The organism is Pseudomonas sp. NFX1, from assembly GCF_051123555.1.
Taxonomy (GTDB): domain Bacteria; phylum Pseudomonadota; class Gammaproteobacteria; order Pseudomonadales; family Pseudomonadaceae; genus Aquipseudomonas; species Aquipseudomonas capeferrum.
The window spans coordinates 1,235,504-1,261,300 of sequence record NZ_CP169366.1 but is presented as its reverse complement, the minus strand read 5'-3'; the positions used below and the strand labels follow the sequence as shown (position 1 = coordinate 1,261,300).

Sequence of the window (25,797 nt, the reverse complement as noted above, 5' to 3'; positions counted from 1 at the left end):
CGTCATAACTGTGGCCGGTGCCGACACGCAGAGAGGACGCGAGATGACTCAACCAGACCCGTCATACATCCAGTGGCTCGAAGACCGTTCCATGCTCAAGGCCTCCCAGCAGCGGGCCCTTTTGTATTCGGGGCAATCGCGCCTGTGGCAAAACCCCTATGCCGAGGCCCAGCCCCGCCGCGCAACCGAGATCGCCTCGGTGTGGCTCACCGTCTACCCCGACGCCATCATCGCCCCCGATGACTGCTCGGTGCTCTCGGCCCTGGCCCACGAAGCCTTGTGGAAGCGCTTGTCGGAGATCGGCATACAAGGCGTGCACACCGGCCCGATCAAGCAGTCTGGCGGTGTGCGCGGCCGCGAGTTCACCCCCAGCGTGGACGGCAACTTCGACCGCATCAGCTTCGACATCGACCCGCTCTACGGCAGCGAGCAGGATCTGATCCAGATGAGCCGCATGGCCGCGGCGCACAACGCCGTGACCATCGATGACCTGATCCCCTCGCACACTGGCAAAGGCGCCGACTTCCGCCTGGCAGAGCTGGCCCACGGCGCCTACCCGGGGCTTTACCACATGGTCGAGGTGCGCGAGGAAGACTGGCCGCTGCTGCCCGACGTACCCGCAGGGCGCGATTCGGTCAACCTGTTGCCGGCCGTGTGCGATGCGCTCAAGGCACGCCATTACATCGTCGGCCAGTTGCAGCGGGTGATCTTCTTCGAACCTGGGGTCAAGGAGACCGACTGGAGCGCCACCCCGCCGGTCACCGGCGTCGACGGCAAGACCCGGCGCTGGGTGTACCTGCACTACTTCAAGGAGGGCCAGCCGTCGCTCAACTGGCTTGACCCGACGTTTGCCGCCCAGCAGATGATCATCGGCGATGCCCTGCATGCGCTGGACTGCATTGGCGCGCGCGGCCTGCGCCTGGACGCCAATGGTTTTCTCGGAGTGGAAACCCGCCTTGAGGGCACTGCCTGGTCCGAGAGCCACCCCCTGTCGATCGTCGGCAACCAGCTGATTGGCGGCATGATTCGCAAGGCGGGCGGTTTCAGCTTCCAGGAGCTGAACCTGACGATCGACGACATTGCCCTGATGTCCAAGGGCGGCGCCGACCTGTCCTACGACTTCATCACCCGCCCGGCCTACCAGCACGCGCTGCTGACCGGCGACACCGAATTCCTGCGCCTGATGCTCAAGGAAATGCACGGCTTCGGCATCGACCCGGCTTCGTTGATCCACGCCCTGCAGAACCATGACGAGCTGACCGTCGAACTGGTGCACTTCTGGACCCTGCACGCCCACGACATGTACCTGTACAAGGGCCAGACCCTGCCCGGCAACATCCTGCGCGAGCACATTCGCGAAGAAATCTACGAACGTCTGTCGGGCGAACATGCCCCTTACAACCTGCGCTTCGTCACCAACGGCATCGCCTGCACCACCGCCAGCCTGATCACTGCCGCCCTTGGCATCCGCGACCTCGATCAGATCAACGCAGCGGATATCGAGCGCATCCAGAAGATTCACCTGCTGCTGGTGATGTACAACGCCATGCAGCCTGGCGTGGTGGCGCTGTCCGGCTGGGACCTGGTCGGTGCCCTGCCCTTGCCCGCCGAGGCAGTAGCAGAACGCATGCTCGATGGCGACACCCGCTGGATTCACCGCGGCGGCTACGACCTGGCCGGCCTTGCCCCGCACGCCGAGACGTCGGTGCGTGGCATGCCCCGTGCCCGCGCGCTTTACGGCAGCCTCGACAGCCAGCTGGAACACCCCGATTCATTCGCCAGCAAGGTGAAGAAGCTGCTTGCCGTGCGCCAGGCCTACGGTATCGCCACCAGCCGCCAGGTGCTGGTGCCCGAGGTCAGCAGCCCTGGGTTGCTGGTGATGGTGCACGAGCTGCCGGCCGGGCGCGGGGTGCAGATCAGCGCGCTGAACTTTGGCCAGACGGTGATCAGCGAAGCGCTGCACTTGACCGGCTTCACGCCGGGGCCGGTGGTGGACATGATCAATGAAACGGTCGAGGGCGACTTGACCGAAGATGGGCGGCTGGTGGTGAACCTGGACCCTTACGAGGCACTGTGCCTGCGCATCGTGAACAGCAGCGGGCATGTCTGAACGGGCGCGGCCACCTTGCTTTTACCGCTTCACAGGCTTAGTTTCCGGGTGACTTCATTTTCCCGTGCCCAGGAGCAACTTCCATGTACACCGGCATCGTCCAGGCCGTCCGCCCTCTGCTTGCGGTGAACACCTACCCAGGCCACAAGCAGTTCACCCTCGACCTCACCCCGGAGCTGCTCGACGAACTCAAGATCGGCGCCAGCGTCAGTGTCGAGGGGACCTGCCTGTCGGTCACCGAGATCGACGGCACCGAGGTGAAATTCGACGCCATGAACGCCACCCTGGAGCGCACCAACCTGCGCTGCTTGAAGGCTGGCCAGGGTGTGAACATCGAACGCTCGGCCAAGATGAACGCCGAGATCGGCGGCCACTTGATGGCGGGCCACATCGCCACCACCGCCGAGATCGTCGAACTGTCGATCGAGCCGAACGGTGCGTTCATCAAGTTCCGCATGCCGCCCGAGTGGGCCAAGTACGTGTTCCCCCGCGGGTTCCTTGGTGTGAACGGCTGCAGCCTGACCGTCGCTGATGTCGAAGACAACGTCATTACCATCAACCTGATCCCCGAAACCTTGCGCCAGACCACCTTCGCCAACTACAAGGCCGGCGATCTGCTGAACATCGAAGTGGACCACCAGACCATGGTGTTGGTCGATGTGGTCGAACGCACCCTCAAGGGTACCCTGGCCCGCGAAAAGCTGTTGCCCTGAGCATGCTGCCCAACGCCTTGACATCGCACAGTGCGCGGCGGCTGAAACTGCGCAGCCTGCGAGGCCGGGTGGGCCTGGGGCTGGTGGCCGGGCTGTCGGTGCTGGCCGGCATGACCGATGCCATCGGCCTATTGGCCCTGGGCGACTTTGTTTCGTTCATGAGCGGCAACACCACCCGCCTGGCCGTCGCGATCAGTGAGGCGGATGCGGCCATGGTGCTGCGCCTGAGCGGGGCGGTACTCGGCTTCGTCGCCGGTAATGCCCTGGGTGTAATGCTGGCCCGCAGCTTTCGGCGCCGCGCCTGGCCGGTACTGCTGGTGGTCGCGGGGCTGCTGGGTGGCGCTGCGGCCTGGCCGCTGGCCGCGACCTTTCCGGCGTTGCTTGCGGCAACGCTGGCCATGGGCATGATCAATGCGGTGGTCGAACAGGTGAATGGCCTGCCCATCGGCCTGACGTATGTCACCGGTGCCCTGTCCCGTTTCGGCCGTGGCCTGGGCCGCTGGGTGCTGGGCGAGCGGCGCAATGGCTGGCGGGTGCAGCTGGTGCCTTGGGCCGGCATGCTGCTGGGCGCCGCCCTTGGCGCCTGGCTGGAGCACCGCTTGGGCCTCCAAGCACTGGCGGGCAGTTGCGCGCTGGCGTGCCTGCTGGCCCTGGTGACGCGGTTCATTCCGCGCTCATGGCAACTGGGCTACATGCCACGCTGATCAGATGCTGCGCGTGATACGGCCATCGACCTTGATGCAATAGACGATAGAAAAACTACTGACCAGATGCCTGCGCCTGTTGCAACAACCAGCTGCGCACCCTCTCCAGTGCTGGCGCTTGATAGGCATTGCGCGGCCAGACCAGGTAAAACGCCTGCTCCAGTACCAATTGCTGCTCGAACACCAAGGCCAACCGCCCTGCTTCAATGTCGTTGCGTACGAAGAAGTCGCTGGCCAAGGCGAGCCCCTGCCCGGCAACTGCAGCATCGATCGCCAACGATGTCTGGTTGAAGCGCACATTCTTGGCCCCGGCCAGCAGCGGCTGCGCAAAGACCTCGCCGATAAAGGTTGGCCAGAAATTGTGCGCATCGTGCAGCAGCGCGAAGCGGTGCAAGTCGTCAAGGGAAGTCGGCTTGCCCAGTTGCGCTAGCAGCCCAGGGCTTGCCACGGCAACGATGCGTTGCTTGAGGAAAGGCTCGACATGCAAGGCAGGGCCGAACGGTGGGCGGCCGTAGCGCACCGCGATGTCCACGCCCTCAGGGCGGAACTGCGAGAGGCGATCAGTGGCCAGTACCTGCAGGTCGATATCGGGGTGGTCATGGGCAAGTGACGCCAGCCGAGGGATCAGCCACTTCGCCGCAAAGGTGGGCGTAACGCTGACCGTCAGGTGGGACGCATCGGGGCGCAGCGCCTGGGTAGCCGAGGCGATCAAGGCGAACGCACTGCGGATATCGGCGCTGTAGCGCTGGCCAGCGCCGGTAAGGCTCAGGCCCCTGGGCAACCGTTCGAACAGTTTGACCCCAAGGTTCGCCTCCAGCCCGCGAACCTGCTGCGCCACCGCCGCCTGGGTAACCCCCAGCTCGTCCGCTGCCAGGCGGAAGTTGAGGTGGCGTGATACCACCTCCAACACCCGCAAGCCATTGAGTGGCGGTAGCGCCGAAAAGCCCTCGGCCATATAAATTATCTACTGAGTAAAGGGCCTTGTACCTTACTCGATACGCGGGTGCTGCTGCACCAGCAATTTGCGTTTGGCCTCAAGCTCTGCAATCTGCGTGTCGATGTCTTCGATTTTCTGCTCGATATTGTCGTGATGCTCCTGCAGCAGCTCGCGTGCTTCCTCGATGTCCGACGCGGCAGGTGCTGCGCCGCGCAGGGGTTTGTTGGCGGTTTCCTTCATGGTCAGGCCGGTGACCAGGCCGACGGCCGCAATCACCATCAGGTAGTAGGCCGGCATGTACAGGTTGCCCGTGCTTTCTACCAGCCAGGCGGCCAGGGTCGGGGTAAGGCCGGCGATCAGTACCGAGATGTTGAACGCGCTGGCCAGGGCGCTATAGCGAATGTGCGTGGGGAACATCGCTGGCAATGTCGAGGCCATCACGCCGATGAAGAAGTTCAGCAGCACGGCAATGATCAGCAGCCCGGCAAAAATCAGCCCGAGCACGCCGCTGTTGATCAGCATGAAGGCCGGGATGGCCAGCGCGAACAGGCCGACACTGCCGACCATGATGAAAGGCCGGCGCCCGAACTTGTCACTGAGCAGCCCGATGATCGGCTGCACGAACAGCATGCCGACCATGATCGCGATGATGATCAGCACCCCGTGGTCTTCGCTGTAGTGCAGGTTGTGCGACAGGTAGCTGGGCATATAGGTGAGCAGCATGTAGTACGTGACGTTGGTAGCGATCACCACGCCAACGCAGGTCACCAGGCTGCGCCAGTGCTGGGTGGCCACCTCTTTGAACGACACCTTGGGGCCGGAGGCCAGGCCTTCGCGGTCGCCTTGTTCGAGCTTTTCGACGTGCTGCTGGAATGCCGGTGTCTCCTCCAGCGCGTGGCGCAGGTAGAGGCCGATGATGCCCAGCGGCAAGGCCAGGAAGAACGGCAGGCGCCAGCCCCACTCAAGGAACTGCTCCTCGCCCAGCACGGTGGAAATCAACACCACCACGCCCGCACCGAGAACAAACCCTGCGATGGAGCCAAAATCCAGCCAACTGCCGAGGAAGCCGCGCTTGCGGTCGGGCGCGTACTCGGCGACGAAAATCGAAGCCCCGGTGTATTCACCGCCTACCGAGAAGCCCTGGGCCATCTTGGCCAGCAGCAACAGGATCGGCGCCCAGATGCCGATCGAGGCATAGGACGGTATCAGGCCGATGGCAAAGGTGCTCAACGACATGATCACGATGGTGGCGGCGAGAATCTTCTGCCGGCCGAACTTGTCGCCCAGTGCCCCAAAGAACAACCCGCCCAGCGGGCGGATCAGGAAGGGTACCGAGAACGTGGCCAGGGCGGCGATCATCTGCACGCTGGGGTCGGCGTTGGGAAAGAACACCTTGCCGAGTGCGTAGGCGACGAAGCCATAAACGCCGAAGTCGAACCATTCCATCGCGTTGCCCAAGGCGGCGGCGGTGATCGCTTTGCGCATCTTGGCGTCGTCGACGATGGTGATGTCTTTCAGGCCGATCGGTTTGACGCTTTTCTTGCGAGATTTCATGCTTATATCCCTGTCGCTGAATGCTCTATGGCATCAGAGACTAAGGGACACTAAATAATTCAGCGCTTAATGAATTTTTGTGATTTCAGCGCGGGCTGGGGCCTGTAGGAGCGGCCTTGCGTCGCGAAAGGGCTGCGTAGCGGCCCCGGCGATTTTTGCTGCGCCACAGAACCTGGGGCCGCTACGCGCCCCTTTCGCGACGCAAGGCCGCTCCTACAGGCCGCTCCCACAAGGCAGGCGGCCCTATCAGATACCTTCGCGCGCCAGGTCCATGGCGAAGTAGGTCAGGATCAGGTCGGCACCCGCCCGCTTGATGGCACCGATGCTTTCACGCATCACGCGCCCTTCATCGATGGCACCGGCCAGGCCGCCGAACTTGATCATCGCGTATTCACCACTGACCTGGTAGGCCGCCAGTGGCAGGCGCGAAGCAGCGCGGATGTCGGCGATCACGTCAAGGTAGGCGCCGGCCGGCTTGACCATCAGCACATCGGCCCCTTCCTGCTCGTCGAGCAACGATTCGCGCACGGCTTCGCGGCGGTTCATCGGGTTCATCTGGTAGCTCTTGCGGTCGCCTTTGAGGGCGGTACCGCCGGCCTCGCGGAACGGGCCATAGAGCGACGAGGCGAATTTGGTCGAATAGGCCATGATTGCCGTGTCATGGAAGCCTGCGGCATCCAGCGCACCCCGAATCGCCTGGACCTGGCCGTCCATCGCCGCCGATGGCGCGATGAAGTCGGCGCCAGCGGCGGCCGCGATCACGGCCTGCTTGCCCAGGTTGACCAGGGTGGCGTCGTTGTCCACACCGTGGTCGTGCACCACACCGCAATGGCCGTGGCTGGTGTATTCGCAGAAGCAGGTGTCGGACATCACCACCATTTCCGGCACGGTGTCCTTGCAGATCCGCGCCATGCGCGCCACCAGGCCGTTTTCGTTCCAGGTGTCACTGCCGACTTCGTCCAGGTGGTGCGAGACGCCAAAGGTCATCACCGACTTGATGCCTGCACGGGCGTAGCGCTCGATTTCTTGCGCCAGCAGTTTTTCAGGGATGCGATTGACACCCGGCATGCTGGTGATCGGCACGAAATCATCGATGCCTTCTTCGACGAAGATCGGCAGGATCAGGTCTTCAAGGCGGAACTCGGTTTCCTGGAAGATCGAACGCAGGGATTCGTTCTGGCGCAAGCGACGAGGACGAACGGAGGGGAAACGGTTGGACATGACAGCTCCAGGGAATATGGACGGCGTACACCATATGCCTGTTGAGCCCCAGTGAAAAGGCTGAATGAAGAGATTGTGTCTTGCATCAAGGGTAATAGCCTGGATTTGCCGTGCCTCTTCGCGGGTAAACCCGGGAAGAGGCCGGTATACGTCACTTCACTCCACCAACCGGGGCGCCCCCACATCTGCCGCCTGCCGATCCAGCCCATGCGCCTCAAGTATACGGGCAATCTCGCCACTGCCATGCAACGCCTGGATGTTGGCATCCAGCGCCTTGCCCAGTTCGACGTTGCTCAGCATGTAAGGGATGCTGGTCTGCCCCGGTTGCTCGGTCGCCTTGACCCGTGGATCCGGCTCGGACACCTTGATGCTGGCGCCCTTGTACGCCCCTTTCTGCTGCGAGGCGATGGCCACCGCATGGCTGTCGATGCCAGCTTCGATGCGCCCCGAGGCCAGGTCCTGGGCCATGGCCACCGGGTTGGGGTACAGCACCAGGTCGTCGCCCAACACCGTCTTCAGGTCACTGACCCACAGGTAGCCCTGCACCGTCCCCACGCGCTTGCCCTCCAGTTCGCTGACCTTGGCATAGCCCTGGGGCGAGATGATGCCCATCACGTCCAGGTACAACGGCGCCGACAGCCCCAGCACCTTGCCGCGCTCCGCCGTGCGGTACCAGTCGCCAATGACCACGTCGGCACGGCGGGCGACCACCGACTGGATTGCCGCCGAGGGGTCGAGCACGCTGGCCTTGATGGTCAGGCACTCCCGGGCCGCGATCTGCTTGATGATCTCGCCATCAACGCCGCCCAGTGCCTGGCCGGTGCCAGGGATCGAGTACGGCGGGAAGACCCAGGCCGCGACGGTGAGCACACCTGGGGTCAGGGTTTCGAACGTGTGGGTGGGTTTGCACTCGGCCATGGCCTGGGCGCTGCCGACCAGGGCCAGGCACAGGCTCAGGCAACGGGTAACGCGCTTGAATGGTTTCATCACGGGTACCTTTCAGGAAGTGAATGTAAAAGCAGCATCAGCAAGCAGTTTGCACGGGCGCCAAGCGTCGCTCCAGGGCAGCCACGCCCAGGCTGGCCGGCGCGCAGACTGCCGCGTACATCAGCCCGGCCAGCACCAGCACCGGCATGTACTGGAACGTCGAGGAGCCGATGGCCGAGGCGCGGCTGACGATCTCAGGCAAGGCGATGGTGAAACACAGCGAAGAAGCCTGGAACATCATGATCGAGAAGCCGAGCAACGACGGCAGCGCCACCCGCAAGGCCTGGGGCAGGATCACATAGCGCAGGGCATCGACCCGGTTCAGGCCAATCACATCAGCCGCCTCGTGCTGGCCACGGGCAACCGCCTCGATGCCGCCGCGGATGATCTCGCTGGTGTACGCCGCCGTGCAGTACGCCAACGCCAGCACGGCCGCCCAGAACGAGGTCAAGGTCAGGTTCACCGAAGGCAGGCCGAAGTAGAAGTACTGCAACAGGATCAATGCCGGGGCACCCCGCCCCAGTTCGACAATGATCAACGTCGGGTAGCGTATGGCCTTGCCCCTGGCGCCCACGCCCAGGGCCAGCAGCAGCCCCAGCGCGATGCCCAGCAGCAGGCTGATGGCGGTCACCTGCAACGACAGGACGAAGCCCTTCCATAACTCCGGAAACCACTGCGCCCACAGTGTCAGCAGCGCGTTCATAGGCTGATCCTCCGTTGCAAGGTGCTCGACAACCAGCGCGAGGCCAGCGCCACCGGCACGCTGAGCACCAAGTACACCAGCGCAGCCGCGCTGTATACGCCCAGCCCTTGGAAGGTCTGCTGCGAAACCTGGTACGCCTGGAAGCTGATATCCGCGACACCCAGCGTCGACGCCACCGCAGAGTCCTTGAGCAGGCCGATGGCGTAGGTGGCCGCTGTCGGGATGGAAATGCGCACCAGTTGCGGCAACACCACATCGAAGAAGCGCTGCGGCGCTGACAGGTTGAGCACATGGGCGGCTTCATACTGGCCATCGGGGATCGCCGCAAAGGCGCCCCGGTAGACCTCGGCCATCTGCGCGGCGGTAATCAGGCCAAGGCCGACCACCGCCGCGACAAAGGGCGACAACGTGACATAGCCGCCGCCAATGCCGAAAAAGATGAAGAACAGCCAGACGATCGGCGGGATCGAACGCAAGGTCAGCACCAGTGCCGCGCCCAGTACTCGCAGCAATGGCACCTGTGACATGCGCAGCGCACACAGCGGGAACCCCAGCACCACACCGACGGCAAAGGCACACACGGTCACACCCACGGTCCACGGCACGCCCGTCAGCAGCATCATGAGGATATCGTTCATCAGCGGTTCCTCACGGCCTGAAGGAACTTGCTCACCCGTTCATGGCGCGGCTGGCGCATCACCTGGGCGCTCGGGCCCTGTTCGATGATGCGGCCCTCGGCCATGACCACCACGCGGTCGGAGACGGTCTCGGCAAAGTGCATTTCGTGGGTCACGACGATCATCGACATGCCCTCCCCGGCCAGCTCCTTCATCACCGCCAGCACCTCCAGGCCGAGCTCCGGGTCCAGTGCCGATGTCGGTTCATCGAACAGCATCAACTGCGGCTCCAGCGCCAGGGCGCGGGCGATGGCGATGCGTTGCTGCTGCCCGCCCGAACAGCGCGCCGGATAATGCCCGGCTTTGTCCGCCAGGCCCACGCGCTCCAGCAACTGCATCGAGCGCGCATCGGCCTCGCGCTCACTGCGCCCCAGGGTACGGACCTGCGCCAGGCTGACATTGCGTAGCACCGTCAGGTGCGGGAACAGGTTGAACGACTGGAACACCATGCCGATACGCCGGCGCAGTTTCAAAAGGTCCGCCCGCGCCATCGGCGTGGTGGCGTCGATGTCCAGCTCATCGAGGCGGATACGCCCACGCGTCGGCGGCTCAAGCTGATTGATGCAGCGCAACAAGGTGCTCTTGCCCGAGCCGCTGGGGCCAATGATGGCCACGACCTCGCCCTTGCTCATCTCGAAGTTGACGTCGTGCAGCACCTCGTATTTGCCAAACTGTTTGTAAAGCGATTCCAGGCGCAGAAACGCAGGCTTCACTGCAGGCACTGGCGGCACCTGACGCAGGGGGATACTCATCGGGTTCATGTGCAGGCCCTCCCCTCAATAGCGGTCGTCGTCGACCAGCGGCGTGCTCGACAGCTTGACCGCACCCTGGGCGGTGATCAGCACCTGCTCTTCAAGCTTGACGCCCTCGCGCCCGCCTTGCTCGCCGATGTAGCTCTCGACCGAGACCACCATGTTCTCCTCGAACAGGCCGTCGTAGCCCCATTCGGCAAAGTCCACGGCGTAGGCCACGCTGGGGTACTCGTCGACCAGGCCCACCCCGTGCAGCATCATCATGTAGCGGTTGTGCTCGAACCGCTGCGGCACCGGCCAGCAGTGCTCGGCGAACTCGCGGAATGAAAGCCCCGGGCGCAGCAGCTGGAGGTTATGGCTGACCTGCTGCGAGGCAATGTCGAGCAGCGCGCGCTGGGCCCCGGTCACTGGTTTGCCAGGGCAGACGAAGCTGCGCGAGATGTCCGACAGGTAACCGCCGGGGCCGACCATGTCGGTGTCGAAGCAGACCATCTCGCCCGCCTCGATGACTTTGTCGGTGGCGTCCTGGAACCACGGGTTGGTGCGCGGGCCAGAGCTGAGCAGGCGGCTCTCGGCCCACTCGCCACCCTGGGCCACGTTGGTGCCGTGGAGGATGCTCCACAGCTGGTTTTCGGTAATACCCGGCACCAGGCTGGCCCGCATGCGGGCGATGGCCAGGTCGCACACGGCCATGGACACCCGATGGCTGGCGATTTCCTCGGCGGACTTGATCAGCCGCGCCTGCTCCATCAACGGCTGGGCGTCGAACAGTGCGATGCCTTTGGCCTTGAGCTTCTCGGCCCCCCACGGGTCGCAACGGTCAACCGCCAGACGGCAATTGCCGCCACTGTGGCGCAGCATCAGCTCGGCCACTTCCGCCGCCCACAAGGCCGCCTTCTCATCGACCCTGGGGCCGGCCAGAAAGTACAACCAGGGCAGCGCCGGGCGGATCTCGTCGATGGTCTCGACGTGCTCGCTGTTGTGCCGGCTGCTGGTGAACTCGAACAGCACCACCGGCCCTTCCGTGGGCACGAACACATAACGGCTGGGCGAGTGCATCACCCACAGGCCAAGGTTGTTGGTGTCGGTGGCATAGCGGATGTTGATCGGGTCGGCGAGCAGGATGCCGCCATAGTCGTGCGCACGCAGTTGCTGGCGAATACGCTGCAGGCGGTATTCGCGCAGGGCCTTGCGGTCGATGGCAGCCTGGGCCGCGAGCAGGCCGCTGTCTACCGGCGCCAGGGCATGGCCGGTGACGCTGGCGTCGGTGCGAAACTGCAGGGATGACGGGGCGAGCAGGCAGGGCCGCTCGGTCGGTTGGGTACCGATGTGCATGGTTACACTCTCCACTGGATATCGTTGTCGTTGTTGGAGCCAGGGCAGTAACAGCGGGTGGTGCTGGGTTTATTGTTTTAAGGTGCAGCGTACCGATCAGAGGTCTTTCACCAGGCGCAGCGCGTCATAGATGGCCGCGTGGGTATTGCGCGAGGCCACCGCGTCGCCGATGCGAAACAGTTGGAAGCGCCCGTCGTTGCGCCGGGCCACGGTTTGCGGGCGGCCGGCAATGAGGTCCATGTACTCCACCGCCCCTTCATTGCTGGACAACGGGCACAGCTGGAAATACAACTCGTCCAGCGGGCGGGTGCCATGGTTGACCACCACCTGGTCGACCTGCCGAGTCTGGCGCAGCTCGCTGTAGTCGGTGCCGATGCTGGCCAGCAGGCCGCCTTCGCCCTTGTGTACCGCCTTCAGCCGCCAGGTGACGGTGAAGGTCGTGTCCAGTTGCTGCAGGGTGCGCATGTAGGGCACCAGGTTCATGCCCATGACTTCTGGCGAGAAGGTTCGGTCGGGGGTCATGATCTCGGTGCGTGCGCCGCTTTGCGCAATGAACTCGGCGGCCTGCAGGGCGGCATGGTCCCCGGCATCGTCATACACCAGCACGTTGCGCCCAGGCTTCACGTCGCCGGAGATGATGTCCCAGCTCGACACCACCAGGTCGTTGCCGTGCTCCAGCACTTCGGTATGGGGAAGCCCGCCGGTCGCGACGATGACCACATCGGCGGCCTCGTCGAGGATGATCTGGCTGTCGGCCCACACGTTGTAGTGGAAGGTCACGCCCAGGCGCTCGCACTGGGCCAGGCGCCAGTCGACGATGCTGATCATTTCCTTGCGCCGCTCGGACTGCGCGGTCAGGCGGATTTGCCCGCCGGCCTTGTCGGCCACCTCGTACACCACCACTTCATGGCCACGCTCGCCCGCCACCCGCGCCGCCTCCAGCCCTGCCGGGCCGGCACCGACGATGACCACCTTGCGCCTCACCGGCGCCTTGGCGATGTCGTGCGGCATGCTGGTTTCGCGCCCGGTGGCGGCGTTGTGAATGCAGTAGGCGGCACCACCGTGGTAGATGCGGTCCAGGCAATAGTTGGCGCCGACACAAGGGCGGATCTGGTCTTCGCGGCCTTCGATGATCTTGCGCACGATGTGCGGGTCGGTCATGTGCGCGCGGGTCATGCCGACCATGTCCACCAGGCCTGCGGCGATGGCATGGCGGGCCGTGGCCACGTCCGGGATCTTCGCCGCATGGAAGGTCGGGAAGCCGGTCAGCGAACGGATCTCGCCGGCGAAGTCCAGGTGCGGGGCGTTGCGCATGCCCTGGATCGGGATGATGTCGGTAAGGCCTGCGTCGGTGGCGATGTTGCCGCGTATCACGTTGAGAAAGTCGATCATCCCGCTGTTTTTGAGCAACTGCGAAATCTGCAGGCCTTCCTGCCGGGTCAAGCCGCCGGCCAGCACTTCATCGCCGGTGTAGCGGATACCGACGATGAACGCGTCGCCTACCCGCTGCCGAATCGCGGCGAGCACTTCGAAGGTGAAGCGCAGGCGGTTTTCCAGGGAGCCGCCGTAGACATTCTGCAACTCGTTGGTCAGCGGTGACCAGAACTGGTCCATCAGGTGGCCGTAGGCCTGCAGCTCGATGCCGTCGAGCCCGGCGGCCTGCATGCGTTCGGCAGCGTCGGCGTAGTCCTTGATGATGCGCTCGATGTCCCAGATCTCCAGGCGCTTGGGGAAGGCCCGGTGCGCCGGCTCCTGGTTGTGTGACGAAGACACCACCGGCAACCAGTCGCCTTTGTCCCAGCGGGTACGCCGGCCCAGGTGGGTGAGCTGGATCATCACCGCCGCGCCATGCTCGTGGCACTCGTCGGTGAGGTCTTTCATCCAGCCGACCACCTCGTCCTTGTAGGCCAGCACGTTGTTGAACACTGGCGGGCTGTCTCGGGAAATGGCGGCGGAGCCGGCGGTCATGGTCATTGCCACGCCGGCCTTGGCGCGCTCGACATGGTAGGCACGGTACAGCTGCTTGGGCATGCCGTCTTCGGGGTAGGCGGGTTCGTGGGAGGTAGTGATGATGCGGTTGCGCAAGGTGAGGTGCTTGAGTTGGTACGGCTGAAGCAACGGGTCATTTGACATGATTGTTCTCGCGTTCAGGGCATCAGGCAAAAACGACATTAGCCCCCATGTACACAGGTGTCAATTAATTAGACACAGGTGTACATTACGCTTGCCAGCCTGCCATGGATACGGAAGAATGCGCCCATGAACATGACTTCAAAGACCCCAGAACTCGCCGCCCGCGGCTCGCTCGAAAGCTGGCTGAACGCCGCTTACGAAACCCTCAAGGAATCGGGGGTGGATGCTGTGCGGGTATTGCCGCTGGCGAAAAAACTCAATCTTGCCCGCACCAGTTTCTATTGGTACTTCGAGGACCGCGAGGCGTTGCTGGCAGCGCTGATCGAGCAGTGGAAGCGCAAGAACACCCGCAACCTGGTGAGCCATTCACAGGCGTATGCGGCGTCGATCAGCGAGGCGATACTCAATGTGTTCGATTGCTGGCTGAACAGCGAACTGTTCGATTCGCAGTTCGAATTCGCCATGCGCAGTTGGGCCCTGCAATCGGAACAGGTAGCCGCCGAGATCGTCGAGGCCGACGCCCTGCGCATGGAGGCCCTGAAGCAGATGTTCGACCGCTTCGGCTTCAGCGAGGATGCCGCCGCCACGCGCGCCCGCTCGATCTACCTGGCGCAGATCGGCTACATCAGCATGAAGACCTACGAACCGCTGGCGCTGCGGATGCGCTTCATTCCAGAGTACCTGCGGATTTTCACCGGGGTTGAGCCTGAGGCCCATGAACTGGAGCGGTTCTACCAGCGCAACGGGTTTGTGCCGCCAGCGAACTGAACCTCGCCAGCGCCACAGGGTTGGGCCGCCAGGCGGCCCCAATGGACTACTGCATCCAGGGCGGAGGGGGTTCTTCACCCTTGACCGGGCCACGCTCGGCGTCCGCCAAGGCGGCGCGGCGGCGGGCGTCATCGAACCGCGCGGCTTCGATTTCACGCAGCACGCCATCCACGTCGGCTTCCTCGTCGTCGTCAGCGAACACGCCGGTCAACGGGCTGTCCGCTTTCAGTTCGCCCGCTTCGAACAACGCCCACATTTCCTGGGCATAGCGGGTGTCCTTGAGCTCCGGGGCGAAGCGGCCGAAGTAATGGGCCATGTTCGACACATCACGTTGCAGCATGCTGAAGGCATGGTTGTTGCCGGCTGCATCCACCGCTTGTGGCAAGTCGATGATCACCGGGCCGTCAGGGCCGAGCAGCACGTTGAACTCGGAGAGGTCGCCGTGCACCAGCCCTGCGCAGAGCATCAGGACGATCTGGCGGATGACGAATGTGTGGAATTCGCGGGCTTCTTCGGCTTCCAGGTGCACATCGTTGAGGCGCGGGGCGGCGTCGCCGTCGGCGTCCGTCACCAGCTCCATCAACAGTACGCCATCCTGGAAATCGTAAGGCTTGGGCACCCGCACACCGGCGCTGGCCAGGCGGAACAGGGCCGCCACTTCGGCGTTCTGCCAAGCATCTTCGGCCTCTTTACGGCCGTACTTGGAGCCTTTGGCCATGGCCCGGGCCTGGCGGCTGTTACGGACCTTGCGGCCTTCCTGGTACTCGGCGGCCTGGCGGAAACTACGCTTGTTGGCCTCTTTGTAGACCTTGGCGCAGCGCACCTGGGTACCGCAGCGCACCACGTAGACCGCAGCTTCCTTGCCGCTCATCAGAGGTCGCAGTACTTCGTCGACCAGGCCGTCTTCGATCAGGGGTTCGATTCTTTTTGGAGTCTTCATCAGGCTTGAGTTCTGGGGTCCTGTGGCCGAGCCGTGGAGGTGGCGGCCATCCTCTCACAGCCTGATGGATCTTGCTCGTCTGAGATGCAACGTTCGTCTGTTACCGGCCGCCTAGGCGCCCTGCCCCACGGCGCTGCCTGGCGCCACCCGCGCCCGTCGGCGCGTGATCAGCAACCCCGAGCACACCACGAACACCGCCAGCACCAGGGTGGAAACCACCTCAAGGCGATGGTCCGGGCGCAGCAACATCACCACCAGCACACTGCTGATGAACAGGATCACCGCCCAGGTCAGCCATGGGAACAGCCACATGCGGTAGCTCAGTGTCTTGCCTTGCGCCGTCAGGCGCTTGCGCAGGCGCAGCTGGGAAATGGCAATCACCAGGTACACCAGCAAGGCGATGGCGCCGGAGCTTGCCATCAGGAAGCCAAACACCTTGGCCGGCACCAGGTAATTGGCGATCACCGCCAGAAACGCCGCACCGGTGGACAGCAGCACCGCGACAATCGGCGTACCGCTGCGGCTGGTCACTTGGGCACAGGCCGGCGCATCACCACGACGGCTCAGCGAATAGACCATGCGCGACGCGGTGTACAGCGACGAGTTCAGGCAACTGGTGACCGAGGTCAGCACGACGAAGTCGATGATGGCCTTGGCATGCGGCACACCAAGCGTATCCAGCACCGTGACGTAGGAGCCCTCGGTAGCCAACCGCGGGTCGGTCCAGGGCACCAGCGCGATGACGATGAAGATCGACAGGATGTAGAACAGCGTGATCCGCCAGATCACCGAGTTAGTGGCCTTGGAGATATGCTTGCCCGCCTCGTCCGACTCGGCGGCGGCAATGGTCACCACCTCGGCCCCAAGGAACGAGAACATGGTGATCAGCATGGCACTGAGTACCGCGCCGAAGCCGTTGGGCATGAACCCGCCGGTGTCCCACAGGCGCGAAACACCGCTGACGCCGGCGCTGGGCAGCAGGCCGAAAATGGCGCAGGCGCCCAGAATGATGAAGGCGACGATGGCAATGACCTTGACCAGCGCCAGCCAGAACTCGAACTCGCCGTAGTTCTTCACGCTGAACAGGTTGGTGGCCGTCAGCAGCAGCGTGATCACCAACGACAGCACCCAGATCTCCATCTGCGGCACATAGGTGTTGATGATGGTGGCGGCAATGTTGGCCTCGATGGGGATGATCAGCACCCAGAACCACCAGTACAGCCAACCGATGGTATAGCCGGCCCACTTGCCGATGGCGAGGTCGGCATAGGTGGAAAACGAGCCGGTATCCGGTGAGGCGACCGCCATTTCGGCCAGCATGCGCATGACCAGCACCACCAGCCCACCGGCCAGGATATACGCGAGGATGGTGGCGGGCCCGGCCTCGGCGATGGCCCGACCGGAGCCGACGAACAGGCCGGCGCCAATCACCCCGGCGATGGACAACATGGTGACGTGCCGCGATTTCAACCCATGACTCAAATTGTTCTTGTCTGTTTGCATGGCCTTACCTTCTTGTTCTTGTCATGCCCGCGCTTGGCCGTCAGCACGCACGGCTAGCGAACACGGGCGCGAAAAAGCCCACCCGGCCCTAAATGGTGAGTAGGGCCAGGCGGGTTGAGTAAAACGAAACGCAGATCCGCTGGGGTTGCCGGCCTGCTCAGCCGGCAGCGCGCTGCTTGCCAGCCAGGTCTGGCTTGGGCAAGCCGCCCCCCTGCAGGGCGACTTGTGCGCAGACCTTCTCGACGATGTAGGCGCCGATCGGGATGGCCGAGGTGGCGGCAGGCGATGGCGCATTGCAGACGTTCACGCTGCGCGCCGAATTGACGAAGAGGAAGTCGTCGATGAGCTTGCCATCGCGTGACACCGCCTGTGCCCGGACACCCGCCGGGTAAGGCGTGAGGTCATCCTTGGTGATGCTCGGGCAGTACTTCTGCACCTGCTTGAGGTAGCCGCCCTTGAACAGCGAATTCTTCATCTCGATCAGGCCCGGGCGCAGGTTCTTGGCCAACACCTTGAGGATGCCGGGAGTGGTCAGGGTCTGGAACATGTCCGCCACGCTGACGTCGGCCTTGCGGTAGCCTTCGCGCTTCATCGCCAGCACCGCGTTGGGGCCCACGGTCACGGTGCCGTCGATCATGCGCGTCAGGTGCACGCCCAGAAACGGCATGGACGGGTCCGGAATCGGGTAGATCAGGTGGTTGACGATCTGGTTGTGCTGCTTGGGCAGCAAGTAGTACTCGCCGCGGAACGGGCAGATCACGAAGTGGGTGCGGATGCCAAGCATGCTCACCACGCGGTCGGCCATCAGCCCCGAGCAGGTGACCAGGAAGCGGCTGTGCACCTCGTCGCTGCGGGTACGCACGACCACTTCGCTGGCGCGCTCCTCGAGGCCGACCACTTCGGCGCTGTAGCGGATCTCGCCACCGGCACGCTGGAACTCACGGCCCATGGCCGCCGTCACCTCGGCGTAATTGACGATGCCGCTGGAGGGCACGAAGATCCCGCCCAGGCCGACGATATTGGGCTCGCGCTCATGCAGCTCGTCGGCCGACAACCACTGGCGCTCCAGGCCATTGGCCGCGGTGCGTTCCCACAACGCCTTCATGCGTTGCATTTCCAAGTCGTTGGTGGCCACCAGCAGCTTGCCGCATTCATCGAAAGCGATGCCGTGCTGGGTGCAGAAGGCCTTGGTTGCCTTGTTGCCTTCCAGGCAGAAGCGCGCCTTGAGGCTGCCGGGGGTGTAGTACACCCCGGCATGGATCACCCCGCTGTTGTGCCCGGTCTGGTGGCGCGCCGGGCCGGACTCCTTCTCCAGCAGGAGAATCTTGGCGTCCGGGTACACCTTGATCAGGTGCATGGCGGTGGACATGCCCACAATGCCACCGCCGATGATGATGAAATCGTACACAGTGTTACCTCCCGCGCCGTGTTTACTGGCCGCGCTGGTACAGCGGCTTGGGGAAGGCGACGTAGCCGCGTTGGCGCATCAGCTCGCGGCGCAGGCCGTCGTGCGGTGTGAAGCGGTCGCGGCCGTGGAGCCAGAACAGATTATTGATCAAGACGAAGCTGCCCACCGCCACCGGCACGGACAGTTTCTTATCGCTGCCCTCCAGCGATTCGGACAAGGCGTTCAGCCAGACGCCTTCCTCGAAGTTTTCCGGCTGCACGAACTGGTCGATGTAGCGCATGGTGGGCCGGCCTTCAGCGTCGTTGTCGAATACCGAATGGAACACGTCCTGGGCCACGTTCTTGCTGGGCGGCGCGGTCCAGCGCATCTCGCGGCGCGCCAGCGGGTGGCGGAAGAACGCCTCGCACTGCTCCCAGTCGTCCAGGTGCAGCAGCAGCGAGTTGCCGCCTTCCATGTTCCTTTCGTCGATTTTCAGCATCAGCACGTAGTCGGTGATCTGGTTCACGAAGGTGCCGTCGTTGTGCAGCTCCATGACGCGGTGCGGCTGACGCAGGTAGCTGTCGGAGTTGTCGCTGTTCACCACCACGAAGCGGGCGTAGTACTGGCCGCTCATGGCATCGTAGTTGGAGCGACCGATCAGGTGCGCACAGGCGGTGGTGAACTTGACCATGTCCTCGGCCTGGCTCACGTCATCCAGCCCCAGCGGGGTGATCAGCATCCCGCCGCTGGCGCGGTCGAGGATGGTGTTGAGCAGTACCGGGCGCAGCGTGCCCTGGCACAGCTCGTCGAGGATCTCGCCCACCCGAAAACGCAGAAACGACTTGTATTCCAGCGCCTGCACCGGCCACTGGGCCACAGCCTCGACGAACGCCTGCACGGTCTCGCGGGCAAAGGTCAGTTCAAGCAGACGAGGCGACTGCTTCGACGGGGCGATGGTGTAACCACGCGGTTCGAGCGGCAGTGGCAGCACAGGTTCGTTGATCTGCGTAAAAGCGTTCATGGCTAGGTCCTGGCAGAAAAAGGAGATGGCAAGGTCCAGTCGTGATCTGGATCAGTGCGGGCGAAGCAAAAATATCGCCACTCGCTAAAAATGTCTACATTTTTATAAAACGAAGATAAACAGCCTGTATGTCCATTGTTTTTCGTCCGCCAGCGGTTTCGGTATGATCGGCAAAACGTTTTGAGGAACAGGACTTTGGAAGCGCTCGCTCCCCGACAAAACTCAGCATTCAGCGGGTATGAGAGGCTCAAGAAGGACATCATCCGCGGCGTGTTCAAGCCTGGGGAGAAGCTCTTGATGAGCACCCTCAAGGACCGCTACGAACTGGGAGTGGGGCCGCTGCGCGAAGCGCTTTCGCAGTTGGTGGCCGAGCACCTGGTGATTGTCATCAGCCAGAAAGGCTACCGTGTCGCGCCCATGTCACTGGCGGAGATGAACGACATCTACGATGCCCGCGCCAACCTGGAAGCCATGATCATCAGCCTGGCCATCGAACGCGGCGACGACGCTTGGGAAGCGTCGGTGCTGGCCTGTTCGCATACCCTGGCCAAAGTGGTGGAGGTGAAAACCCGCGAGCAACGGCTGGATGTGTGGGATGAACGGCACAAGGCGTTTCACACCGCCATCGCCTCGGGGTGCGGCTCCAAGCACCTGCTGCAGGCCCGCACCTACCTGTTCGACCAGGCTGAGCGTTACCGCCATTTGTGGCTGACGCAGACGGTGTTTTCCGAGCAGGCGCTTGAGCTCAAGCGCCAGGAGCATTCGGCGCTGGTCGAGGCGATCCTGGCCCGCGATGCCAAACGCGCCAGCGCCATGATGCACTCGCACCTGATGACCCCGGTGCCGATCATTGCGCAAATCATGCACACCGAGGGCATCGGGCGGTCGTAGCGGCGGCCTTCAGGCCGCTGCCTGGCGCTGGGCCACATGGTGCCGGAGCTTGTCGAACACCCAGTTGTACACCACGGTGTAGGGCAGGATGATCACAAAGAAGCCCAGCTCGACCATGAACGCCTGCAGCAGCGAAATATCCAGCATCCAGGCCGCCACAGGTAGGCACCACACCACCAACCCCGCCTCGAAGCCCAAGCCATGCACCACGCGCGCCCGGGCTTTCCAGTCAACCCGCTCGGTCTGCACGAAGCGGTCGACCACTGCGTTGTAGACCATGTTCCACACCATGGCGATTACCGACAGGGTGACCGCCAGTGTGCCTGCGGTGGCCAAAGACTTACCCAGCACCCAGGACAACAGCGGTGCGCACAGCAGCACGGCGAACACTTCATAACCCACCGCATGGACCATACGCTCGGTGAAAGAGACCTTTTTCATTACTAATTCCATCGATTGCTTAAGACGTGCTTTCTATTTTCTTTGATAGAACAGATACTCGCGACATAGCACCCATCGATTTTATCAATACCTATGCGCTACTCACCGGAAGCCTTGCTTGCCTTTGTCGAAGCTGCCTCACTCGGCTCGTTTTCTGCGGCGGCGCGCAAACTCAAGAAAAGCCAGTCCACCGTCAGCATCGCCATTGCCAATTTCGAGGCCGATATCGGCTGCACTCTGTTCGACCGAGGAGGCCGCCACCCCACGCTCAATGCCGCAGGCCGACAGGTGATGCCGCACGTCGAAGCGATCCTCGATGCCAGCGCCGGGCTCGACGCCCTGGCGCTCAGGTTGGCCGAGCATGTCGAAGCGCTGGTCTCGGTGGTGATGTCGGACAGCTACAGCGTCACGTTCCAAAGCGCAGTCATGGCTGGTTTTGCCGAACGCTACCCGCACACCGAACTGCGCTGCGGCCCGTCTGAAGACGCTGATGTGATCGAGCTGGTGCAACTGGACATGGCCCAGATCGGCATACTGGCCGCACAGCCCCACTACCCTGCCGACGTCGCCGTGGCGCGCCTGCCTGAACAGGCGGAGTTTTGCGTGTATGTCAGCGCCGACCACCCGCTGGCGGCCCTGCGCACGGTGCAGCGCCAGCAGCTGGAGAGCGTGCGCCAGCTGTACATCAAGACCTACGCCCCCAGCTTGCATCACGACCGCGGCCAAGCCTGGTCGGCACCGGACTACCTGACCTTGCTGGAGTTCGCCGACCGTGGTTTTGGCTGGGCAGAACTGCCCAAAGCGCTGGTCACCCGCTTTGGCAGCGGCCTGGTGCAATTGCAGGTGGCCGGTTACCCGCGGCGGGTCGACATGGATATCGCCTGGTCACGCCGCCGCGCCCTCGGCCCGGCCGGGCAGTGGCTGGTGCAGCAGTTGCTGGGCCAATAGGCCGCCGTCACAGAACCCCAGCGGAATAATTGCCCGCACCCGTGCACCCACGCGCAACAAGCAGTACACCCACCGACAAGTCAGCCGCCCCTCTCCCCCCGTAGCCTGTCACCACGCGCCGAGCTCTGCGGCACGCACCCAAAGCACAACAAGAAACGTTGGTGACCCATGAAAACAGTAGATCCGATCACCCTTGCGGTTGTCCGGGGTGCGCTGGAGACAGCGCAGCGGGAAATGACCTTGACCCTGGAAAAGACTGGCCGCTCCAGTGTGTTCAACCTGGCCCACGACTACTCGAACTCGCTGTTCGACCACCTCCCCGAAATGATCCTGCAAGGCCAGGACATCCCCATCCACCTGGGTTCGCTGATCCCCGCGATGAAGTGCGTGGCCGAATTCTTCGGTGACGACATTGCCGAAGGTGACGTGATCTACCACAACGACCCGGCGTACAAGGGCAGCCACATCCTCGACTGCTGCATGTACAAGCCGGTGTATTACCAGGGCGAGCTGGTGTTCTGGACCGTGTGCAAGGGCCACCTGACCGACATCGGTGGGCCGGTACCCGCTGGCTACAACCCGGACGCCAAAGAGATCTACGCCGAGGGCCTGCGCATCCCGCCCGTCAAGCTGTGGGAAAAAGGCAAGCGCCGAGAGGACGTGATCAACTTCATGCTCACCAACATGCGCGCCCGCCCGTACCAGGAAGGCGACCTCAATGCCCAGTACGGGGCCTGCAAAGTCGGTGAACGGCACTTGCTCGACTTGCTCGACAAGTACGGCGTCGAGCAAGTACGCGCCTGCATCGCCGAGCTGAAGAACATGGCCGACCGCCACATGCGCGCCCTGCTGCGCGACGTGCCGGACGGCCAGTACAGCGGCACCGCCGTGCTCGAAGACTCCGGCCACGGCCTGGGCGAGCTGGCCATCACCGCCCATGTCAAAATCCGTGGCGACCAAGCCCACGTGCGTATCGAAAGCCCACCGCAGGTGCCTTACTTCATCAACTCCTACGAGGGCAACTCGGTTTCCGGCGTGTACCTTGGGCTGATGATGTTCGCCCAGGTCGCACCGCCCTACAACGAGGGCCTGTATCGCTGCGTCACGGTCGATGTCGGCGCCAAGGGCACCCTGTGCAACGCCCAGGAGCCGGCACCGCACGTCAACTGCACCACCACCCCGATGGAAACCCTGGCCGATGCCGTGCGCACGGCGCTGGAGCAAGCCTCGCCGCAGCGGGTCACCGCCTCATGGGGCCATACCAGCGGCATCAACATCGCCGGCCACGACCCGCGCAACGACAACAGCGAGTACGTCACCATGGTACTGGCCTCAATCATTGCCGGCGCCGGCGCCAACAAGGTCATGGATGGCTGGCACGCATGCGGGCCGTTGTGCTGCTTTGGCGCGCTGATGAGCGGCGACATCGAGTTGCTCGAGCACGCCTACCCGGTGCTTATCCACCGCTACAGCCTGATGGCCGACAGTGGCGGTGCCGGTGAGTTTCGCGGCGGTTCCGGCACCCGCCTGGAGATCGAACCGCTGCAACACGCGATGACCGTGGTCGGCTTCGGCGAAGGCCGCCAACTGCCCACGGCCGGAGCAGCCGGAGCACGCAATGGCCTGCTCGCACCCAAGCTCGGCCGGTTGATCCACCAGCACGCGGATGGCACGCAAGACCACTACACCCAGAACCCCATGCTCACCCTGCAGCCCGGCGAGCGGATCATCAACATCAACCCTGGCGGTGGTGGCTACGGCGACCCGTTGCGCCGCCCGGTAGCTGCCGTGCTGCAAGACCTGCGCAACGGCCTGGTGTCGCCACAGGGCGCAGCCCTGGACTACGCAGTGATCGTCGATGCCGACGGCCAGCTCGACGAAACCGCCACCCGCCTTGCCCGCGACCTGCACTGACCGGAGACCCATCATGCGCAATCAATATCGCCTGGGCATCGACGCCGGCGGCACCTTTACCGACTTCATCCTGGCTGACCGCGACGGTGGCGTGCAGCTGTTCAAAGCCCCATCCACGCCGCAGGATGGCACCCTGGCCATTCGCGCCGGCCTGGCGCAGATCGCCGACGCCACCGGCCGCACGCCGGCCGAGATCATCGCCAACTGCGACCTGTGCATCAACGGCACCACGGTCGCCCTCAACGCCCTGATCGAGCGCACCGGGGTCAAGGTCGGCCTGCTGTGCACCGAAGGCCACGAAGACAGCCTGGAGATCCGCCTCGGCCACAAGGAAGAGGGCCACCGCTATGACGCCCACTACCCGCCGGCGCACATGCTTGCCCCGCGTCACCTGCGCCGCCCCATCGGCGGCCGGATCCTCGGTGATGGCCGCGAACACACCCCGCTGGACGAACGCGCGGTACACGAGGCCATCGATTACTTGCGTGCCGAAGGCGTGCAGGCGGTGGCCATCTCCTTCCTCTGGTCGGTGCGCAACCCCAGCCATGAGCAGCGCGCCGCCGAGCTAGTACGGGCGGCGCTGCCCGGGGTGTTCGTCTGCACAGGCGTTGAAGTGTTCCCGCAAATCCGCGAATACACCCGCACCTCCACCACCGTGGTCAACGCCTACCTGAGCCCGGTGATGGCGCGTTACGTGGCACGCATCGACAGCCTGTTCGAGGAACTGGGCGCGCAGCAACCGGTACGCTACTTCCAGTCCAACGGCGGCCTGGCACCCGGCCACCTGATGCGTGAGCGTGCGGTCAACGCGATCAACTCGGGGCCTGCCTCGGCGCCCCAGGCCGGGCTCGCGGTAGCGCGCCCGTTCGGCATCGATAACGTCATCACCGTGGACATGGGGGGCACCTCGTTCGACATTACCCTGACCAACGCCGGGCGCACCAATTTCAGCAAGGATGTGGACTTTCTACGCCAGCGTATCGGCGTGCCGATGATCCAGGTGGAAACGCTGGGCGCCGGCGGTGGCTCCATCGCCCATCTCGACGAATTCGGCATGCTCCAGGTCGGCCCACGCAGCGCTGGCGCCACGCCCGGCCCGGTGTGCTATGGCAAGGGCGGCACTGAACCCACCGTCACCGATGCCAACCTGGCCCTGGGTTACCTGCCTGACGGCGCATTACTCGGTGGCAGCATTCGCCTGAACCGCCAGGCGGCGCTGGACGCCATCGGCTTCAAGGTCGCCGAACCGCTGGGCATCAGCGTGGAACGCGCCGCGTTTGGCATTACCACCCTGGTCAACCTGAACATGGTCAACGGCATCCGCCGGGTGTCCATCGAACGCGGCCACGACCCTCGCGACTTCGCCCTGATCGGTGCGGGCGGCGCGGCGGGCATGCACGTGGTGCGCCTGGCCGAAGAAATCGGTATGCACACCGTGCTGATCCCCAAGGTGGCCTCAGGGCTGTGCGCCTTCGGCCAGATTCTCTCGGATATGCGTTATGACCAGCTGACCAGCCTGTCGATGCGCCTGGACGCGCAGCACGCTGACCTGGCACAGCTCAACCATGCCCTCGCCAAGCTGCGCCAGCAAGGCCTGGCGAACTTGCGCGAAGACGGCTTCGGCGACCAGGCCAGCAGTTGCCACTACACCCTGGAAATGCGCTACCGGGGGCAGATCCATGAATGCAGCGTGCAGCTGGAACGCCACGCCCTGGACAGCACCGGGCTGGCAGCGCTGATCGAGGCCTTCCACGTGCGCCACCAGACGCTCTATTCGTACAGCGAGCCTGAGAGCCCAGTGGAGCTGGTCAACCTGGAGTGCTCGGTGATCGGTCACCTGCCCCGCCCGCCACAGCCAACGCTGCAAGGGCCGGCGCAGCCACCGGCGGCAACCCCGGACAGCGAGCGCCCGATGCTGTTCAGTGCCGATGGTGAGTGGCAACGCACGCCGGTGTTCAACGGTAACCGCCTGCTGCCTGGGCAGACCGTGCAGGGCCCGTGTGTGATCGAGGAGGACACCACCAACATCGTCGTGCCGCCAGGCTGGCAAGCCTGCCTGGAGCCGTCTGCCACCTACCGGGTGACACGCGGCGCTTGATCTGAAGGTCGGCACGCGCCGATCATGGGCGTGATACCTGCCCGGCCGCTTTGCGCAGCC

Annotated in this window: 22 protein-coding genes; 8 read left to right on the top strand and 14 right to left on the bottom strand. The window is 63.9% G+C overall.

Going from position 1 to position 25,797, the window contains the following annotated elements; translation table 11 throughout:
* Positions 1–43 precede the first annotated feature (43 nt).
* The 3 genes from treS (at position 44) to DJ563_RS05570 (ending at position 3,527) form a co-directional block, all read left to right on the top strand.
* Entirely contained in the window at positions 44–2,110 is a 2,067-nt protein-coding gene (gene treS / locus DJ563_RS05580) for a maltose alpha-D-glucosyltransferase (protein WP_434518992.1), read from the top strand.
* Positions 2,111–2,193: 83 nt separating this feature from the next.
* Positions 2,194–2,823, top strand: a complete 630-nt coding sequence (locus DJ563_RS05575) for a riboflavin synthase subunit alpha (RefSeq protein ID WP_434518991.1) — start codon at positions 2,194–2,196, stop codon at positions 2,821–2,823.
* Between the two features lie 2 nt (positions 2,824–2,825).
* The gene (locus DJ563_RS05570; protein ID WP_434518990.1) at positions 2,826–3,527 is read left to right on the top strand and encodes a YoaK family protein; all 702 of its coding nucleotides are present in this window, start codon (positions 2,826–2,828) and stop codon (positions 3,525–3,527) included.
* Positions 3,528–3,582: 55 nt separating this feature from the next.
* Here DJ563_RS05570 and DJ563_RS05565 read toward each other — a convergent pair whose 3' ends face one another.
* The 9 genes from DJ563_RS05565 to DJ563_RS05525 form a co-directional block, all read right to left on the bottom strand.
* Complete coding sequence (locus DJ563_RS05565) at positions 3,583–4,482, bottom strand: LysR substrate-binding domain-containing protein (RefSeq protein WP_434518989.1); 900 nt, start codon at positions 4,480–4,482, stop codon at positions 3,583–3,585.
* A 33-nt stretch (positions 4,483–4,515) separates the two neighbouring features.
* Positions 4,516–6,018: a glycine betaine/L-proline transporter ProP gene (gene proP, locus DJ563_RS05560; RefSeq protein WP_033697543.1), complete on the bottom strand. Its 1,503-nt coding sequence runs from the start codon at positions 6,016–6,018 to the stop codon at positions 4,516–4,518.
* 246 nt (positions 6,019–6,264) lie between these two features.
* On the bottom strand, positions 6,265–7,239 hold the full coding sequence (gene hemB / locus DJ563_RS05555; protein WP_033697542.1) for a porphobilinogen synthase: 975 nt from the start codon (positions 7,237–7,239) through the stop codon (positions 6,265–6,267).
* Between the two features lie 156 nt (positions 7,240–7,395).
* Positions 7,396–8,229: a substrate-binding periplasmic protein gene (locus tag DJ563_RS05550; RefSeq protein ID WP_274100669.1), complete on the bottom strand. Its 834-nt coding sequence runs from the start codon at positions 8,227–8,229 to the stop codon at positions 7,396–7,398.
* A gap of 34 nt (positions 8,230–8,263) precedes the next feature.
* Positions 8,264–8,929, bottom strand: coding sequence for an amino acid ABC transporter permease (locus DJ563_RS05545; protein ID WP_434518988.1), 666 nt, complete (start codon positions 8,927–8,929; stop codon positions 8,264–8,266).
* Complete coding sequence (locus DJ563_RS05540) at positions 8,926–9,567, bottom strand: amino acid ABC transporter permease (protein ID WP_434518987.1); 642 nt, start codon at positions 9,565–9,567, stop codon at positions 8,926–8,928. Before DJ563_RS05540 ends, DJ563_RS05545 begins: the two co-directional genes overlap by 4 nt.
* A complete protein-coding gene (locus DJ563_RS05535; protein ID WP_434519696.1) occupies positions 9,567–10,358 on the bottom strand; it encodes an amino acid ABC transporter ATP-binding protein in 792 nt (263 codons plus the stop codon). Before DJ563_RS05535 ends, DJ563_RS05540 begins: the two co-directional genes overlap by 1 nt.
* A 24-nt stretch (positions 10,359–10,382) precedes the next feature.
* Positions 10,383–11,693 carry a M24 family metallopeptidase gene (locus DJ563_RS05530; protein ID WP_434518986.1) on the bottom strand — a complete coding sequence of 437 codons (1,311 nt, stop codon included), beginning with the start codon at positions 11,691–11,693 and terminating at the stop codon, positions 10,383–10,385.
* 96 nt (positions 11,694–11,789) lie between these two features.
* Positions 11,790–13,826, bottom strand: coding sequence for an NADH:flavin oxidoreductase (locus DJ563_RS05525; protein WP_274100192.1), 2,037 nt, complete (start codon positions 13,824–13,826; stop codon positions 11,790–11,792).
* Positions 13,827–13,952: 126 nt separating this feature from the next.
* On the opposite strand from DJ563_RS05525, the gene DJ563_RS05520 reads away from it, so the two are divergent.
* Positions 13,953–14,594 carry a TetR/AcrR family transcriptional regulator gene (locus DJ563_RS05520; protein ID WP_274100191.1) on the top strand — a complete coding sequence of 214 codons (642 nt, stop codon included), beginning with the start codon at positions 13,953–13,955 and terminating at the stop codon, positions 14,592–14,594.
* A gap of 46 nt (positions 14,595–14,640) precedes the next feature.
* Here the strand turns inward: DJ563_RS05520 and DJ563_RS05515 are convergent, their stop codons facing one another.
* The 4 genes from DJ563_RS05515 to glaH form a co-directional block, all read right to left on the bottom strand.
* Entirely contained in the window at positions 14,641–15,534 is an 894-nt protein-coding gene (locus DJ563_RS05515; RefSeq protein WP_033697531.1) for a PA4780 family RIO1-like protein kinase, read from the bottom strand.
* A gap of 111 nt (positions 15,535–15,645) precedes the next feature.
* The gene (gene gabP, locus DJ563_RS05510) at positions 15,646–17,037 is read right to left on the bottom strand and encodes a GABA permease (RefSeq protein ID WP_434518985.1); all 1,392 of its coding nucleotides are present in this window, start codon (positions 17,035–17,037) and stop codon (positions 15,646–15,648) included.
* Positions 17,038–17,194: 157 nt separating this feature from the next.
* The gene (lhgO, locus tag DJ563_RS05505) at positions 17,195–18,445 is read right to left on the bottom strand and encodes an L-2-hydroxyglutarate oxidase (RefSeq protein WP_047583362.1); all 1,251 of its coding nucleotides are present in this window, start codon (positions 18,443–18,445) and stop codon (positions 17,195–17,197) included.
* A gap of 22 nt (positions 18,446–18,467) precedes the next feature.
* Positions 18,468–19,445 (bottom strand): glutarate dioxygenase GlaH, encoded by a 978-nt coding sequence (glaH, locus tag DJ563_RS05500; RefSeq protein ID WP_434518984.1) that lies wholly within the window; start codon positions 19,443–19,445, stop codon positions 18,468–18,470.
* A gap of 195 nt (positions 19,446–19,640) precedes the next feature.
* Between glaH and csiR the strand changes: the two genes are divergently transcribed.
* Positions 19,641–20,336 (top strand): DNA-binding transcriptional regulator CsiR, encoded by a 696-nt coding sequence (gene csiR / locus DJ563_RS05495; RefSeq protein WP_047583363.1) that lies wholly within the window; start codon positions 19,641–19,643, stop codon positions 20,334–20,336.
* A 9-nt stretch (positions 20,337–20,345) separates the two neighbouring features.
* Here csiR and DJ563_RS05490 read toward each other — a convergent pair whose 3' ends face one another.
* Positions 20,346–20,777 carry a multidrug/biocide efflux PACE transporter gene (locus tag DJ563_RS05490; RefSeq protein WP_186660342.1) on the bottom strand — a complete coding sequence of 144 codons (432 nt, stop codon included), beginning with the start codon at positions 20,775–20,777 and terminating at the stop codon, positions 20,346–20,348.
* 93 nt (positions 20,778–20,870) lie between these two features.
* Between DJ563_RS05490 and DJ563_RS05485 the strand changes: the two genes are divergently transcribed.
* From DJ563_RS05485 to capA, 3 genes are all read left to right on the top strand, one after another.
* Positions 20,871–21,725, top strand: a complete 855-nt coding sequence (locus DJ563_RS05485; RefSeq protein ID WP_434518983.1) for a LysR family transcriptional regulator — start codon at positions 20,871–20,873, stop codon at positions 21,723–21,725.
* Positions 21,726–21,893: 168 nt separating this feature from the next.
* The gene (capB, locus tag DJ563_RS05480; protein WP_434518982.1) at positions 21,894–23,639 is read left to right on the top strand and encodes a caprolactamase subunit beta; all 1,746 of its coding nucleotides are present in this window, start codon (positions 21,894–21,896) and stop codon (positions 23,637–23,639) included.
* A 13-nt stretch (positions 23,640–23,652) separates the two neighbouring features.
* Positions 23,653–25,737, top strand: coding sequence for a caprolactamase subunit alpha (gene capA / locus DJ563_RS05475; RefSeq protein WP_434518981.1), 2,085 nt, complete (start codon positions 23,653–23,655; stop codon positions 25,735–25,737).
* Positions 25,738–25,797 lie beyond the last annotated feature (60 nt).